The organism is Lachnoanaerobaculum sp. ICM7, assembly GCF_000287675.1.
Taxonomy (GTDB): domain Bacteria; phylum Bacillota; class Clostridia; order Lachnospirales; family Lachnospiraceae; genus Lachnoanaerobaculum.
Genome location: NZ_ALJL01000036.1, coordinates 148549 through 164511 on the forward strand (window position 1 = coordinate 148549; position 15963 = coordinate 164511).

The following is a 15963-nucleotide window of genomic DNA, read 5'->3' on the forward strand; positions in this document are numbered from 1 at the left end:
AAAGCGCATAAAGGTGAATGTGTTGGAAAAAATAAAAATAAAGTTTTTTTCTTCAGCGGTACTGAAGTATATAGCAATGGTTACAATGCTTATAGATCATATCGGAGCAAGCGGATTGATATTCTTAATGTTTAATATAGGCATTTCCATGAGGATGTACTATATTTCAAGGATGATAGGACGTGTAGCCTTTCCTATATACCTGTTCTTACTGGTTGAAGGATTTGTTCACACAAAAAACATAAAAAAATATATAATCAGACTTACATTATTTGCGATACTTTCGGAAGTACCTTTTGATATGGCATTTTGGGGCGGTTTTGTCAATATGCAGCATCAAAATGTAATGTGGTCATTGCTTATATGTGTTATCATGCTTTGCGGGATAAAAAAATATCCGGATTTCAGTGTGATTTTTGTAGGTATAGGATGTTTTACGGCATGGCTTATAAAGTCCGACTATGAGTATATCGGACCTTTGGCTGTGGGATGTATGTATTTATTCAGAGAAAGAGCGGTATATAAAAATATTGCTACGGCAATTATTTTTTCATTTGAACCGCCGGCATTATTCAGTCTTATACCGATAAATATGTACAATGGAAAGAAGGGAAAGAGTTTAAAATACTTATTCTACTTCTTCTATCCTGTACATTTGTTGGCTTTGGTTTTAATTAAGAATATTTTGCGATAAAAAATATTACATAAATTTTAAGAAAATATTACATGGACAAAAAAGAAGATTTATATATAATAGATACACATGCTCATTATGATGATGAAGCATTTGAAGAAGACAGGGACGAACTTTTAAAAAGCTTTGAAGCTAAAGGTATAAAGAGAGTTGTAAATATCGGTGCTTCAATGGAAAGTTCAAGAAACAGTATCACATTGGCAAAGGAATATCCTTTTGTTTATGCTGTAGTGGGAATTCACCCGTCTTGTGCAGAAGAAATCTCAGATAAAAATATTTCTTTACTTGAAGAAATGTCTTTTGATGAGAAGGTAGTGGCTATCGGAGAAATAGGACTTGACTATTACTATGATGAGCCGGATAAAGAGATACAAAAAAAGTGCTTCAGAGCACAGCTTGACTTGGCAAAGAGGTGTGATTTGCCTGTAGTTATACATTCAAGAGATGCCGCAAAAGACACTCTTGATATCTTGAAGGAATTTGAAGGAGTCAAGGGAGTTATACATTGCTATTCTTATAGCAAAGAAATGGCCCGAGAATTTATAAAACTCGGATATGTACTGGGTATTGGCGGTGTGGTTACATTTAAAAATGCAAAAAAGCTTGAGGAAACTGTAGAAGAGATTTCTTTTGAAGATTTTGTGCTTGAAACCGACTGTCCGTATTTATCCCCTGTACCTAACAGAGGGAAGAGAAATTCTTCATTGAATTTGACTTACATTATAGATAAATTAAGTGAGATAAAGGGAGTATCAAAAGATTTTATTATAGAGAAGTCTTTTGAGAATGCAAAAAGATTGTATCCTAAGATGAAATAATGAGTTTTCATTATACTCACATAGAGTGAGATGGAGATTAAAATGACAAATATTGCTAATCCGGCAAATACTATAGAAATAATCAAAAAATACGATTTCAACTTTCAAAAGAAATTCGGACAAAATTTTTTGATAGATACACATGTTTTAGATAAAATATGTCAGGCATCTGGACTTGGTAAAAATGATTTGGCTATTGAAATAGGTCCCGGAATAGGTGCGTTGACACAATATCTTGCAACTGCCGCAAAGGCGGTTGTTGCTGTTGAGGTTGATAAAAATTTATTGCCGATATTAAATGAAACATTGGCAAATTACGAAAATATAAGTATAATAAATGCTGATTTTCTAAAAGTTGATTTGGAAAAGCTGATTGAGGAGTGTAGGCAAAAATGCGGTGACTTTGAGAATATAAGAATTGTTGCAAATTTGCCATACTATATCACCACTCCTATAATTATGAATGTACTTGAGTCACATATTCATATTGACAGTATTACAGTCATGATACAAAAGGAGGTTGCTGACAGAATGCAGGCATTGCCCGGAAGCAAAGATTACGGAGCATTGTCTTTGGCTGTACAGTATTACTCGGATCCGTATATCGTAGCATTTGTTCCGCCTAATTGCTTTATTCCAAGACCTAAGGTCGGCTCAAGTGTTATACGTTTGGATATTTATAAAGAAAAACCTATCAAGGCAGTTGATGAAAAATTGATGTTTCAAATTATTCGTGCCGGATTTAATCAAAGAAGAAAGACTTTGGTAAACTCACTCGGTAATTTTGAAGGTCTTAATTTTTCAAAAGAGAAAATAATTCACGCTTTGTCATTGCTTGGAAAGTCTGAAAAGATAAGAGGTGAAGCTCTTACTTTAGAGGAGTTTGCAAAATTGGCAGGATATTTAAAAGAGAGCATATAAATTTTGACAAGGAAGAGAAGATGAGCAAGAAAAAAAAGAATGAATTTTTACGAAGTGTAAAAGATAGAGTAGAAACTATACAGGACATGGATAAAAGTAAAAAGATAATGGCCGGAGGAGTTATAGGTATAGTTGCCTTGGCGGCAATTATAGGTGTGTCTATGTCCGGGAAGAGTGCAAGAAGTGTTGTAACCGAAACAACTGCTTCTGTTGAGAGTTCAACTACAGCGGCCCCGGTTGCTGCGGCACAGGTAATGCCTATGGAGAAGGCCGGAAATGAATTTCCTTCACTTGGTATTGAAGTGGAAACGGAGGAGCCGAGACCTGAACTTTTGGAAGAGGGTGTACAGCACTCATATATAGAAAAGGTACAGGAAAGACTTATGCAGCTTGGCTTTATGGACAATGATGAGCCTACAAATTACTTCGGTGAGGTTACAAAAGCGGCCGTAATGATTTTCCAAAGACAAAACGGTCTTGCACAGGACGGTATTATCGGACCTTCAACATTACCTCTTTTGATGGACGAGAATGCAAAGCATTATGCGGCTAAGCTCGGTGATGTAGGTGAGGATGTAAAAAGAATACAGAATCGTCTGTATGAACTTGGATATCTGGCTTCTGCAGATATGATTACAGGTACATATGACGAGAAAACTCAGGAAGCCGCATTAAAACTCCAGCAGGTAAACTCTTTAAGTGAGGACGGTAAGGTCGGAAGCGAGACCATGAACCTCTTATATTCGGATGAGATAAAGGCAAATACACTTTCGCTTGGAGAGCATAGTGAGGTGGTACAAAATATTCAAAACAGACTGTTTGAGCTGGGTTATCTTACTACAAGACCTGACGGTACATATGGTAACGATACGGAGCTTGCCGTAAGAGTATTCCAGTCAAAGAATGACCTTGTAGTGGACGGATACCTCGGGCCTTCTACAAGAGCTGTTATACTTTCAAGTGAAGCAAAGGCAAACGGTCTCGTCCTCGGTGATGAAAATGAGCAGGTTGCAAGACTTCAAAGTCTTCTTGCAAAGGCGGGATATTTAAATGAATCGAATGCTACAGGATATTTCGGAGAACTTACAGAATCTGCATTAAAGAGATTCCAAAGCAATAACGGACTTTCTGCAGACGGTAGAGCAGGAGCACAGACATTTGCCAAGTTGAGTTCGGGAAATACAAACGGACCTTCAAGAAATGATTCTTCAAACGTTGGAAAGTCGGACAAAAAATCAAGTGGAGGAAGCTCAGGAGGCGGAGGCTCATACTCAGGTAGTGTAGGAAGTATGATAAGCATTGCTTCATCAAAAATCGGAAGTCCGTATGTATGGGGAGCAAAGGGATCAAACTCATTTGACTGCTCGGGATTTGTATACTGGGTTCTTAAGCAGATGGGAGTAGGACAGTCATATATTACATCTTCGGGATGGAGAAATCCGGGAAGATATACAAGAATAAGTTCATTCTCAGATATACAGGCAGGAGATATCGTAGTAGTTTCAGGACATGTCGGTATAGCTGCCGGAGGCGGCGAGATAATAGATGCTTCATCTTCAAGAGGTAGAGTAAAGAGAAGCAGCATGTCAAGCTGGTGGAGAAATAACTTTATAGTTGCTTGGAGAATATTCTAATATTTAAATTAAAGTCTATGTCTGTTTAGGATATAGACTTTTTTGTTGATTAATTTAGATTGTAAAAAAACTGCTCTAAATATATAATATTTTTATAAAACATTGAAAGGAATAAGTAGATGATTGATTATACCGAAGGTGCCGGCGTTCAATATCATATTGGCGTCGGCAAGGGTGATGTGGGAAAGTATGTAATACTTCCGGGAGATCCGAAAAGATGTGAAAAGATTGCCGCATATTTTGATGATGCAAAACTTGTGGCGGACAGCAGAGAGTATGTGACATATACAGGTTATTTGGACGGTGTAAAGGTTTCCGTAACTTCAACAGGTATCGGAGGACCTTCGTCGGCTATAGCACTTGAAGAGCTTGTAAGATGCGGTGCCGATACTTTTATAAGAGTAGGAACCTGTGGCGGAATGAAGCTTGATGTATGCGGTGGTGATTTGGTAATAGCTAACGGAGCTATAAGAATGGAAGGTACAAGTAAAGAGTATGCTCCTATAGAATTTCCTGCAGTGGCTGATTTTGATATAATTACCGCACTAAAGGAAGCGGCCGATAAACTGAAATACAAGTCACATATAGGAGTTGTTCAGTGTAAGGATGCATTCTACGGTCAGCATGAACCTGAAAATAAGCCTGTAAGCTATGAACTTGTAAATAAATGGGAGGCTTGGCTAAGGCTTGGTACACTGGCTTCAGAGATGGAGTCTGCGGCATTGTTTACAGTGGCATCATATCTTGGTGTAAAGGTCGGATCGATATTTTTGGCAATTGCAAATCAGGAGAGAGCAAAGGCAGGTCTTAGCAATGAGCAGGTACATGATACAAGTAAAGCTATTGAGACGGCTGTTGAAGCTATCAGAATACTTATAAAAAAGAGCAGTTAAAATAAACAGATTCAAAGATTAAATCTATTTAATATTACATTTAAATATAACAACTTGATTACAAATAATTTATGATATATACTTAAAATGTTATTCAAATATAATATTTATATTCGTTTTTAAGGAGGAAAAAATGAAAAAAAGATTATTAGCTATCGGTATGGCGGCACTTATGGGATTTTCACTTGTTGCCTGTTCTTCAGGTTCAACTGAAAGCACAAAGGCTGAGAGCACTGAGAAGGCACAGGAGAGCAAGGACGGTGAAGAAAGTACTGCGGCCGAAGAGAAGAAGGCATCTACAGATTTAAAAATCGGTATGGTAACAGATGTCGGCGGTGTAAATGACGGATCATTCAACCAGTCAGCATGGGAAGGTCTTCAGAGAGCACAAAAGGAGCTTGGAATACAGGCAAAGTATCTTGAGTCAAAGACAGATGCCGATTATATTCCAAATATTGAAACATTGGTTGATGATGACTATGATCTTATCATCTGTATCGGATACCAGTTGGCAGACGCTCTAAGAACAGAGGCGGAAGCAAATCCTGATAAGAAGTTTGCAATTGTAGATGACGCTTCAATCGAGCTTGACAATGTTGCATGCCTTATGTTTGAACAGGCACAGGCATCATATCTCGTAGGATATATTGCAGGAAAGACAACAAAGACAAATACTACAGGTATTGTTATCGGTATGGCAACAGATGTTATGAACGAATTCGGATACGGATATCTTGCAGGTGTTAAGGATGCAAATCCCGATGCAAATATTTTACAGAACAATGTAAACAGCTTTGCGGATACAGGTGCAGGTAAGACAGCAGCAAACAACATGGTGGCAAATAATGCAGATGTTATTTTCCATGCGGCAGGCGGTACAGGACTTGGAGTTATCGATGCGGCTAAGGAAGCGGGAATATGGGCTATCGGTGTTGACTCGGATCAGTCAAAGGTTGCTCCTAAGACAATTCTTACATCAGCTATGAAGAGAGTTGACAATGCAGTGTATGATGAGGCAAAGGCTGTACTTGACGGTGAATATAAGTCCGGAGTTAAGACTTATACATTAAAGGACGGCGGTGTTGATATAGCACCTACAACAGACAATCTTCCTGAAGAACTTATTAAGGAAGTTGAAGATGTTAAGGCAAAGATTGTAGCAGGAGAAATAAAGGTTCCAAACAACAAGGCTGATTTTGAAGCCAAGTATGGTGATATCTACGAATTGGATTAATTAATCTGTTTATTTTTAAAGGGCAGCACTGTGCTGCCCCCTTAAATATATCTACGAATTTCGTAGGTATATTTAAGGGGACACCCTTATAGAATGGAGTAATATGAGAGATATCAGTTTAGATAAGGTAAATGAAATAAGAGAGAGAATGCTTGAGACTGTAAAGACTGCAAGCCTCACACATGAGCAAAAAGTAGCTACCATGGCAAACCATGCGGATTCACTTCTTGAAGTTTTGGACAAGCCGGAAGGACTTGATGAGTTACTTGATGCCGAGATAGATAGTCAGTGTATATGTGATTTGTTTGAAGGACATGCTCCTATGAGACCTAGATACATAATACCTGATTATGCAAAGTTTATGAAGGAAGGAAGTAAGTTCCTTCAGCTTGATCCGCCGAAGGATTTATATGAAGCTTTGAATTCACTGCTTATTTTCTATCGCCATGTACCGAGTGTAACAAACTTTCCGGTATATGTGGGACAACTTGATGAATTGCTTGAGCCTTTTGTGCATGATGTGGACAGAGATCTGGCTAAGAAGATGATAAAGCTTTTCTTTATCAATATGGACAGAACTATTTTGGATTCATTTTCACATGCAAATATAGGTCCAAAGGACACTTTGGCGGGAAGATTGATACTTGAAGTTGAGGCCGAACTTGAGCAGGCGGTTCCAAATATCACACTTAAGTATGATCCTGAGATAACAAGTGATGAGTTTGCTCTTATGGGAATAAATACAGCACTTCACAGTGCAAAGCCTTCATTTGCAAACCATAAAATGTTTACAAGTGAGTTTGGCGAAAGATATGTTATTGCAAGTTGCTATAACGGCTTGCCTCTTGGTGGAGGTGCATATACTCTTTCAAGATTGATTATAAAAAATATCGCAAAAAGAGCCAAGAACATAGAGGATTTCAAGATAAATACTTTGCCTTATGTAATGGATATTATGGCAAGATATATGGATGAAAGAATCAAGTTTGAAGTTGAAGAGAGCGGATTCTTTGAAAACAACTTCCTTGCGAAAGAAGACTTTATAAAGAGAGAGAGATTCTCGGCAATGTTCGGTATGGTAGGTCTTGCAGAAGCTGTAAACATTCTTCTTGAGAAAGAAGGAATTGAAGGCAGATACGGACATAGTGAGGTTGCAGACAAATTGGCTGTAGAAATAATGGATATTATAGATGAGTTTAATAAAAATCATTTCAATAAATACTGTGAAGTATCAGATTGTCATTTCCTCTTACATGCGCAGGTAGGAATTGCTACAGATGTTAATGTATCTCCGGGAACAAGAATTCCGATAGGTGAGGAGCCTGAGGATCTTATAGAGCATTTGAAGCATTGTAAGAAATTCCACAAGTACTTCCCTTCAGGTACAGGAGATATTTTCCCTATTGACCTTACAGTACATAAAAACCATGAGTATGTACTTGATATTATAAAGGGTGCAATGAAAGAAGATATAAGATATCTTTCATTCTATTCATCAGATTCGGATGTAATAAGAATTACAGGATATCTTGTAAAAAAATCGGAAATAAATAAGCTTGAAAAGGGTCAGAGTGTACTTCAGGATACTACAGCTCTCGGAATGGGAGCAAAACACAATTGTAAGATATTGGAGAGGAAAGTACGTTAGTGTACAGTGCCGATATCAATAAGATAATACCGTTTAGCAGCGTGGACGGACCGGGAAACAGGACTGCGATATTTTTGCAAGGTTGTAATTTCAATTGCAAATACTGTCACAATCCGGAAACCAGAAACCATTGCATTAATTGCATGGACTGTGTAGAGCCCTGCCCAAGCGCTGCTTTAAAAAATGAAAACGGTAAGGTTGTATTTTATCCTGAAAAATGTATAGGTTGTGATACCTGTATAAATATTTGTAAACATGGTGCTACACCGAGAATTGTAAGACTTACTTCAGAGCAGACATTTGAAAAGATATGTGAGAATGTTCCTTTTATAAGAGGAATAACATTTTCAGGCGGCGAATGTATGTTGTATCCTGATTTTATGAGAGAAGTTTTTACGCTTTGTAAAGAAAAAAACTTGGGTACATTGATAGACAGCAACGGAAGTGTGGATTTTGAAAAACATACAAAACTTTTGGAAGTCACAGACGGAGTAATGCTTGATATAAAGGCATATGACAGACAGGAACATATAAATGTAACCGATGTAAAAAATGATATCGTGTTAAAAAATGCGTTATTTTTGGCATCGGTAGGTAAACTCTTTGAAGTAAGAACTGTAATAGTACCTGAATTATTTGACTTTAGAAAGACTGTATTTGATACATCTGCGGCTTTGGCTCCTTTCCTGGTTAAGTCAAATATAAGATATAAGCTTATTTCATATAGAGAAAACGGTGTAAGAAAAGAATATAGAAATTATAGAATGCCGACTGAAGAAGAGATGAATGAGGCTAAAGAAACAGCACAAAAAAACGGCTTTAAGGATATTGTAATTATATAGCAAAAGCAGTATCAGAAGCCTTTATAGGACAAGGAGGGAAAATGGACGTAGCTGTCAAGATGCAGGATATAGTCAAGAAATTCGGCGACTTTGTTGCTAATGACGGTATCAACCTAACTGTAAAAAAAGGAGAAGTTCATGCCATTTTAGGTGAGAACGGTGCCGGAAAATCTACACTTATGAATATTTTATACGGTTTATACCATCCTACATCAGGAAAAATATTCATTGACGGAAAAGAAACCGCTATAGGTACTCCACAAAAGGCAATTGATTTGGGAATAGGAATGGTACACCAGCATTTCATGTTGATACCTCCTTTTACAGTTACCGAAAATATTGCACTTGGTATGGAAGATACAAAGGGCGTTGTTTTGGATTTGAAAAAGTCAAGAGAAAAGATTGTAGAACTGTCAAAGAAATACGGATTGTCGGTAGACCCCGATGCCAAGATAGAAGATATTTCCGTAGGTATGCAACAAAGAGTAGAGATAATAAAAGTTTTGTACAGAGGTGCAAACACTTTAATACTTGACGAGCCGACAGCTTCACTTACTCCACAAGAGATAGTTGAGCTTATGGATATAATAAAGAGTCTTACAAAAGACGGCAAATCTGTAATTCTTATCACACATAAGTTAAAGGAAATAAAGGCTTGTGCGGATTCCTGTACTATTATCAGACATGGAAAATATATAGATACTGTTGATGTAAAAGTAACAAGTGAAAGTGAGCTTGCTGCCATGATGGTAGGAAGAGATGTTTCATTTACTGTTGAAAAAGAAAAGAGAGTGCCCGGAGAAGTAGTTCTTGAAGTTAAAGATCTCTGTGCCAAAGACTATAGAAAGGTAGATATTCTTAAGTCCTTAAGCCTTAATGTAAGAAGAGGTGAAATAGTCGGTATTGCCGGTGTAGACGGCAACGGACAGTCTGAGCTTGTAGAGATACTTACAGGGCTTAAAAAAGCCGAGTCGGGTAGTGTAAGCATACTTGGAAAAGATGCTTTTAATGTTACACCAAGACGGAGTTTTGAAATGGGTATTACAAGTATACCTGAAGACAGACAAAAACATGGCCTTGTACTGGATTTCACAGTTGCGGAAAATCTTATTTTGCAAAACTTTGAAAAAGAGCCTTTTTCAAAGAGCGGAATATTAAATGATAAAAATATAGAAGCACATGCAAAAAAACTTATAGAAAAGTTTGATATAAGACCGAATGACAGTGCGAAAAAAGCTGCAAAGACATTATCAGGAGGAAATCAGCAAAAGGTTATAATTGCGAGAGAGGTTACAAACGACTCGGATCTTTTGATTGCGGTAAACCCTACCAGAGGTCTGGATGTAGGAGCTATTGAGTTTGTTCACAGATACCTGGTTGAACAAAGAAATAAAGATAAGGCGGTATTGCTGGTATCTTTCGAGCTTGATGAGATAATGAATCTTTCAGACAGAATAGAGGTAATTTTTGACGGACAGATAACAGGAGAGGTTCTTGGCGAGGATGCCGATGAGAAAGAGCTTGGACTTTTGATGGCAGGAGGAAAAAAGGATGAGTAGGAAAAATAATATACTTTCAAGCAACGCTTTTTATACTCTTATATCAATAGTCATAGGCTTTATTGTAGGTGCTATACTTTTAAGTATTGCAAAAATCAATCCTTTGGACGCGTATAAACAGCTATTTAACGGTGTTTTCGGTAAGCCCAAATTTATGGTCTGGTGTTTGATTTATGCGGCACCGCTTATATTTACAGGGCTTAGCGTAGCATTTTCATTTAAAACGGGTGTTTTTAATATAGGTGCGGAGGGACAATTTGTAGTCGGATCGCTCACAGCCTGCGTTTTAGGTATACTTGTGAAGGCTCCGGCAATTATTCATGTTCCGCTTTGCTTTATAGGTGCGGCGCTTGCAGGCGGTATCTGGGGAGCAATAGTAGGAGTTTTGAAGATCAAAAAAGGAGTAAATGAAGTTTTATCCTATATTATGTTTAACTGGATAGCTTTCTATTTATCAAACTTTGTTGTAAATCTAAGTATCATCCATAAAGACGGTGGTGGAGAGGCAACAAAGGATATAGCGGCAACAGCAAGAATTTTGGCTCCTAAATCAATTATAGCGGCTACAGGCGCGTCAGCTGCAAACTACGGTTTTATTCTTGCAATAATATTTGCTGTAATAGTATGGTTTATCATAAACAGAACAACTCTGGGATTTAAGCTTAGGGCTGTAGGTTTCAGTAATACGGCTGCACAGTATGCGGGTATTGATACGGGAAAATCATTCCTTACGGCAATGGCATTTTCAGGTGCATTGGCAGGTATCGGAGGTGCCGTACAGCTTATGGGTATGAGTGGAAGAATTTCACAGTTCTCAGGGCAGGAAGGATACGGCTTTCAGGGTATTACAGTGGCACTTATAGCTTCATCAAATCCGATTGCATGTATTTTTGCCGGAATATTCTACGGCGCAATGAAATACGGCGGTGGTAAACTCTCTTTGGTAAATGCTCCGGCTGAGGTGGTAGATATCATAATGGGTATTATCATTTTGTTTATAGCAATATCAAGCCTCTTTAAAAATATATTCTTAAATCATGGAAAGAAGGGAGCGGTATAATGGAAGTTTTAATAAGGAATTTAGGTCTTCTTATAAATGCAATATTGATAGCAACACCACCTCTTCTTTTGGCGGCGCTCGGATCATGCTTTTCTGAGAGAAGCGGTGTGGTAAACATCGGTATAGAAGGTATGATGACAATCGGTGCATTCATGGGTGCATGTGTGGCATATTTTAGCGGCAACGGTTGGTTAGGATTTTTTGTAGGCGGACTTAGCGGCGCCGTTCTTGGAGTTATACATGCAATTGCATGTATACAGTTTGGAGCGGATCAGACTATATCAGGTACCGCGATAAACTTTATAGGACCCGGACTTGCTGTGTTTTTATGTAAGGCGATATTTGACAATTCATCAGATTCACCGGCACTTGACACAGCTGCAAAGCTTCCAAAAATGTTTGAAGGTGTGTTTAAGTCAGGTTCATTCGGCTATAATGTTTTTTCCACTTATTCAGTGGCGTATTTAAGCTTTTTATTGGTTTTGGTAGTGTGGTTTGTATTCTATAAAACAAAGTTCGGAATGCATTTAAGAGCTGTCGGAGAGCATCCACAGGCTTGCGCAACTCTTGGAGTTAATGTATATCTGACAAGATATATCTGTGTTATACTTTCAGGCTTTCTTGCAGGACTTGGAGGAGCATTCGTTACACTTGCAACTGTAAGTCAGTTCAGACCTGCGGTAATAGTAGGTCAGGGATTTATTGCGATTGCGGCGGTAATCTTCGGTAAGTTTAAACCGCAGGGAGCATTTAAGGCATGTTTACTTTTCGGACTTTGTAACGGTATAAAGGCACTGCTTGGAGCAGGTAATGCTGTTTCACCGAATTTAGTTTCAATGATTCCATATGTAGTAACAATTCTTGCACTTGTGTTTGTAGTAGGAAGTACAAGAGTACCGGCTGCAAATGGTAAGCCTTTCTTAAAGGCTAGATAGGGGGATTATGTTAGCAACAAAATTATTTGATCACACAATTTTAAAGGCTGATGCAACAAAGGAAGATGTAAAAAAAGTATGTGAAGAGGCAATGGCTTACAGCTTTTGCTCTGTATGTGTAAATTCATACTATGTTCCTTATGTTGCCGAACTTCTTCACGGAAGTGATGTTAAAATATGTACTGTAGTGGGCTTCCCTTTGGGAGCTATGTCTACAAGAGCAAAGGCGCTTGAAGCAAAGATTGCGGTAATGGACGGCGCCGATGAGGTAGATATGGTTATAAATATCGGTGCATTAAAAGATAAAGATTATGATGTTGTTCTGGAAGATATAAAGGCTGTAAAGGAAGCTTGCGGAAACGCTCTTTTAAAAGTAATTATTGAGACTTGTCTTTTAACAGATGAAGAAAAGGTTAAAGCATGTGAGCTTTCAAAAGAGGCGAATGCCGACTTTGTAAAGACTTCTACAGGATTTTCTACTGCAGGTGCCAAAGTGGAAGATGTTAAGCTTATGAGAGAAACTGTAGGTAAGGACATGGGAGTAAAAGCAAGTGGTGGAATACATGATAAAGAGTTTGCAAATGCATTGGTTGAAGCAGGTGCAAGCAGACTTGGAACAAGTGCTACTATAAAGATAGTGGAATCAGCCTTTTATGATGTATAACGGTTAAGATATGAATAGAGAAGATATTATAAAATTACCTAAACTTGACTTACATTGCCATTTGGACGGTTCATTATCAAAGACATTTTTAGAGAATGCTTTGGGAAGAACTTTTACCATGGAAGAGCTGTCAGTCAGTATGGATTGTAACAGTCTGGTGGAATATCTTGAAAAATTTGATATTCCATTGGAAGCCATGAACACCGCCAAAAATATCAAGGCCGCCACTGTTGATGTGATGAAGTCGGCATCAAAAGAAGGGGTGAGATATATTGAAATAAGATTTGCCCCTCTTTTGTCTGTTTCAGACAGTTTGAAGACAGGGGATGTGATAGAAGCTGTAATAGCGGGAATCAATGAAGGAAGCAATCTTTTTAATATTCATGGCAATGCCATATGCTGTGCAATGACACATCATGATATTGAAGATAGTAAGGCTATGTTTAAGGTTGCAAGAGAATACTATGGTAGCGGTGTGGCAGGACTTGATTTGGCAGGAGATGAAGCAAATCATCCTATAGGAGAGTTTAAAAATCTGTTTAAATATGCAACAGATTTGGGTATGAACTTTACTATTCATGCAGGTGAGGCAGGACCTAAGTCCAATATAGAAGGCGCTATAGAATATGGTGCAAAGAGAATCGGACATGGTATTGCTATGAGAAATGATGAAAGGCTTTTGAAACTTGCTAAAGATAAACGTATTGGTATAGAAATGTGCCCAATAAGTAATTATCAGACAAAGGCGGTAGGAAAAAATGAGATTTATCCATATTCAGACTACATAAAAAGGGGCATACTTGCTACCGTCAATACAGACAACAGATTGGTCAGCAATACAAGTATTACAAATGAGATATTATTCTTGCAGGAAAGAGATATGATATCCGATTCAGATATTATTCAGGGAATAAAAAATTCAATAGAAGTATCCTTTGCAAGTGATAATATTAAAGATATGCTCTTAAAAGAATTAAATTAAGGGAATATCTGCTTGTGTACACGTTTGTATGACCGGAAGGTTTTATTTATGAGAAAATATAAAAGAGTTTTTGTGGTTGTACTGGATTCTTTGGGAATCGGTGCAATGCCGGATGCCGAAAGATTCGGTGATACAAATACAGATACTTTCGGACATATAGTAAAAAGCTATGGAAAACTTGATATTCCTAATTTAAAAAAGCTGGGAATGTACAATCTTCATCCTGTAGAAGGAGAGTCCGGAGTGGAAAAACCGCTTGGAAGATTTTTCAGAATGGAAGAGATGAGTAACGGTAAGGATACAATGACAGGTCATTGGGAAATGATGGGACTCAGAATTGAAAAGCCGTTTCAGACATTTACAGATACAGGTTTTCCTAAGGAGCTTATAGATGAGCTTGAAAAAAGATGCGGTAAGAGAGTAATCGGTAACAAGTCAGCTTCAGGTACGGAGATACTTGAAGAACTTGCGGAAGAAGAGATAAATACCGGAGCAATGATAGTGTATACATCTGCCGATTCGGTACTTCAAATCTGTGGAAATGAAGAGACATTCGACCTTCAAAACTTATACAGATGCTGTGAGATTGCAAGAGAACTTACAATGAAGGATGAATGGAAGGTAGGAAGAGTAATTGCCAGACCTTATGTAGGTAAGAAAAAAGGGGAATTTAAGAGAACTTCAAACAGACATGACTATGCTCTAAAGCCTTTTGGAAGGACTGCTCTTAATGTATTAAAGGATGCCGGACTTGATGTTATTTCCATCGGAAAGATAAACGATATATTTGTCGGAGAAGGAATTACAAAGGCATATCACTCGGATTCAAGTGTGCATGGTATGGAACAGACTATTGATATGCTCTCAGAAGATTTTACAGGGCTTTGCTTTACAAATCTTGTGGATTTTGACGCTCTTTGGGGGCATAGAAGAAATCCGATAGGATATGCAAAAGAAATTGAAAAGTTTGATGTTAAGCTTGGTGAGTTTATGGAAAAGATGAATGATGACGATCTTTTAATACTCACTGCAGATCATGGAAACGATCCTACACATACGGGAACAGACCACACAAGAGAGGCCGTATTCTTTATGTCATATTCAAAGAAATTTGACGGCGGAAAATTACTTGATACAACCGATACATTTGCAGTAATCGGTGCAAGTATAGTGGACAACTTCGGACTGAAGATGCCTGAAAATACAATAGGCTACAGTATTTTAGATAAGCTATAATGGAGGTTATATGAATCCGGTTTTCGAAAAAGTGAAAAAGAGCTATGATTATATCAGAACAGTTACAGATTTTACACCTGAGGTTGCTTTGGTACTTGGCTCAGGTCTTGGTGAGTTTGCAAAGCATATGGAAGTTGAATGTGAGATTCCATACTCAAGTATTGAGGGATTTCCTGTATCGACTGTGGCAGGGCATGACGGAAGATTTCTCTTCGGTACGGTTGAGGGTGTAAAGACAGTTATTATGAAGGGAAGAGTTCACTATTATGAGGGTTATCCTGTAACAGATGTAGTACTTCCTACAAGACTTATGATTATGCTTGGAGCAAAGAAGTTAGTTCTTACAAATGCTGCAGGCGCTGTAAATACTTCATATAAGCCGGGTGATTTGATGATGATCACAGATCATATATCAACCATAGTACCTTCACCACTTATAGGTGAAAACATAAGTGAATTCGGAACAAGATTTCCTGATATGAGTAATGTTTATTCAAAGAGACTTCAGGATGTGGTAAGAAAGTCCGCTAAGGAAGTGGGAGTTTCTCTAAGAGAGGGTGTATACATGCAATTTAGCGGTCCGGCATATGAGACACCTGCCGAGGTAAAACTTGCAAGATTGCTTGGTGCCGATGCTGTAGGCATGTCCACTGCGATAGAGGCTGTTGCTGCAAATCATATGGGAATTGAAATCTGCGGTATTTCATGCTTCACAAATATGGCGGCAGGTATCTTAGATCAACCTCTCAGCCATGAAGAGGTATCCGAGGCTGCAAATAAGGTTTCTCATATATTTGAGGGATTGGTTAAAAACATAATAAAAAACATATAATTTTTTTGGGG

General features: G+C 38.0%; 15 protein-coding genes. All 15 read left to right on the plus strand.

Annotated features, from left to right (window positions below):
* The first annotated feature begins 19 nt into the window (after positions 1 to 19).
* The 15 genes from HMPREF1140_RS12340 to HMPREF1140_RS12410 all read left to right on the plus strand — a co-directional run bounded on the left by HMPREF1140_RS12340 (position 20) and on the right by HMPREF1140_RS12410 (position 15952).
* Positions 20 to 694 (plus strand): TraX family protein, encoded by a 675-nt coding sequence (locus tag HMPREF1140_RS12340; protein WP_198007478.1) that lies wholly within the window; start codon positions 20 to 22, stop codon positions 692 to 694.
* 32 nt (positions 695 to 726) lie between these two features.
* Complete coding sequence (locus HMPREF1140_RS12345; protein ID WP_009664122.1) at positions 727 to 1512, plus strand: TatD family hydrolase; 786 nt, start codon at positions 727 to 729, stop codon at positions 1510 to 1512.
* A gap of 42 nt (positions 1513 to 1554) precedes the next feature.
* Positions 1555 to 2433: a 16S rRNA (adenine(1518)-N(6)/adenine(1519)-N(6))-dimethyltransferase RsmA gene (gene rsmA, locus HMPREF1140_RS12350; RefSeq protein ID WP_009664097.1), complete on the plus strand. Its 879-nt coding sequence runs from the start codon at positions 1555 to 1557 to the stop codon at positions 2431 to 2433.
* 20 nt (positions 2434 to 2453) lie between these two features.
* Positions 2454 to 4067, plus strand: coding sequence for a C40 family peptidase (locus HMPREF1140_RS12355; RefSeq protein WP_009664215.1), 1614 nt, complete (start codon positions 2454 to 2456; stop codon positions 4065 to 4067).
* A gap of 119 nt (positions 4068 to 4186) precedes the next feature.
* A complete protein-coding gene (gene udp, locus HMPREF1140_RS12360; protein ID WP_009664202.1) occupies positions 4187 to 4960 on the plus strand; it encodes a uridine phosphorylase in 774 nt (257 codons plus the stop codon).
* A gap of 133 nt (positions 4961 to 5093) precedes the next feature.
* The gene (locus HMPREF1140_RS12365; RefSeq protein WP_009664133.1) at positions 5094 to 6194 is read left to right on the plus strand and encodes a BMP family lipoprotein; all 1101 of its coding nucleotides are present in this window, start codon (positions 5094 to 5096) and stop codon (positions 6192 to 6194) included.
* Between the two features lie 103 nt (positions 6195 to 6297).
* Positions 6298 to 7842, plus strand: a complete 1545-nt coding sequence (locus HMPREF1140_RS12370) for a YjjI family glycine radical enzyme (protein WP_009664196.1) — start codon at positions 6298 to 6300, stop codon at positions 7840 to 7842.
* Positions 7842 to 8684, plus strand: a complete 843-nt coding sequence (locus tag HMPREF1140_RS12375) for a YjjW family glycine radical enzyme activase (RefSeq protein WP_009664046.1) — start codon at positions 7842 to 7844, stop codon at positions 8682 to 8684. The genes HMPREF1140_RS12370 and HMPREF1140_RS12375 overlap by 1 nt, the downstream gene beginning before the upstream one ends.
* A 41-nt stretch (positions 8685 to 8725) precedes the next feature.
* Entirely contained in the window at positions 8726 to 10243 is a 1518-nt protein-coding gene (locus tag HMPREF1140_RS12380) for an ABC transporter ATP-binding protein (protein ID WP_009664117.1), read from the plus strand.
* Positions 10236 to 11303 (plus strand): ABC transporter permease, encoded by a 1068-nt coding sequence (locus HMPREF1140_RS12385; RefSeq protein ID WP_009664176.1) that lies wholly within the window; start codon positions 10236 to 10238, stop codon positions 11301 to 11303. The genes HMPREF1140_RS12380 and HMPREF1140_RS12385 overlap by 8 nt, the downstream gene beginning before the upstream one ends.
* Positions 11303 to 12238: an ABC transporter permease gene (locus HMPREF1140_RS12390; RefSeq protein ID WP_009664179.1), complete on the plus strand. Its 936-nt coding sequence runs from the start codon at positions 11303 to 11305 to the stop codon at positions 12236 to 12238. Before HMPREF1140_RS12385 ends, HMPREF1140_RS12390 begins: the two co-directional genes overlap by 1 nt.
* A 7-nt stretch (positions 12239 to 12245) precedes the next feature.
* The gene (deoC, locus tag HMPREF1140_RS12395) at positions 12246 to 12902 is read left to right on the plus strand and encodes a deoxyribose-phosphate aldolase (RefSeq protein ID WP_009664149.1); all 657 of its coding nucleotides are present in this window, start codon (positions 12246 to 12248) and stop codon (positions 12900 to 12902) included.
* A gap of 10 nt (positions 12903 to 12912) precedes the next feature.
* Entirely contained in the window at positions 12913 to 13884 is a 972-nt protein-coding gene (add, locus tag HMPREF1140_RS12400) for an adenosine deaminase (protein WP_009664064.1), read from the plus strand.
* A gap of 48 nt (positions 13885 to 13932) precedes the next feature.
* A complete protein-coding gene (locus HMPREF1140_RS12405) occupies positions 13933 to 15120 on the plus strand; it encodes a phosphopentomutase (protein ID WP_009664155.1) in 1188 nt (395 codons plus the stop codon).
* A gap of 10 nt (positions 15121 to 15130) precedes the next feature.
* Positions 15131 to 15952 (plus strand): purine-nucleoside phosphorylase, encoded by an 822-nt coding sequence (locus tag HMPREF1140_RS12410; protein ID WP_009664159.1) that lies wholly within the window; start codon positions 15131 to 15133, stop codon positions 15950 to 15952.
* Positions 15953 to 15963: the final 11 nt, after the last annotated feature.

What these genes read in the sequence shown, in the direction of transcription:
- HMPREF1140_RS12345 (WP_009664122.1), top strand. Translation starts at nt 727, where the DNA reads ATGGACAAAAAAGAAGATTTATATATAATAGATACACATGCTCATTAT.
- rsmA (WP_009664097.1), top strand. Translation starts at nt 1,555, where the DNA reads ATGACAAATATTGCTAATCCGGCAAATACTATAGAAATAATCAAAAAA.
- HMPREF1140_RS12355 (WP_009664215.1), top strand. Translation starts at nt 2,454, where the DNA reads ATGAGCAAGAAAAAAAAGAATGAATTTTTACGAAGTGTAAAAGATAGA.
- udp (WP_009664202.1), top strand. Translation starts at nt 4,187, where the DNA reads ATGATTGATTATACCGAAGGTGCCGGCGTTCAATATCATATTGGCGTC.
- HMPREF1140_RS12365 (WP_009664133.1), top strand. Translation starts at nt 5,094, where the DNA reads ATGAAAAAAAGATTATTAGCTATCGGTATGGCGGCACTTATGGGATTT.
- HMPREF1140_RS12370 (WP_009664196.1), top strand. Translation starts at nt 6,298, where the DNA reads ATGAGAGATATCAGTTTAGATAAGGTAAATGAAATAAGAGAGAGAATG.
- HMPREF1140_RS12380 (WP_009664117.1), top strand. Translation starts at nt 8,726, where the DNA reads ATGGACGTAGCTGTCAAGATGCAGGATATAGTCAAGAAATTCGGCGAC.
- HMPREF1140_RS12385 (WP_009664176.1), top strand. Translation starts at nt 10,236, where the DNA reads ATGAGTAGGAAAAATAATATACTTTCAAGCAACGCTTTTTATACTCTT.
- HMPREF1140_RS12390 (WP_009664179.1), top strand. Translation starts at nt 11,303, where the DNA reads ATGGAAGTTTTAATAAGGAATTTAGGTCTTCTTATAAATGCAATATTG.
- deoC (WP_009664149.1), top strand. Translation starts at nt 12,246, where the DNA reads ATGTTAGCAACAAAATTATTTGATCACACAATTTTAAAGGCTGATGCA.
- add (WP_009664064.1), top strand. Translation starts at nt 12,913, where the DNA reads ATGAATAGAGAAGATATTATAAAATTACCTAAACTTGACTTACATTGC.
- HMPREF1140_RS12405 (WP_009664155.1), top strand. Translation starts at nt 13,933, where the DNA reads ATGAGAAAATATAAAAGAGTTTTTGTGGTTGTACTGGATTCTTTGGGA.
- HMPREF1140_RS12410 (WP_009664159.1), top strand. Translation starts at nt 15,131, where the DNA reads ATGAATCCGGTTTTCGAAAAAGTGAAAAAGAGCTATGATTATATCAGA.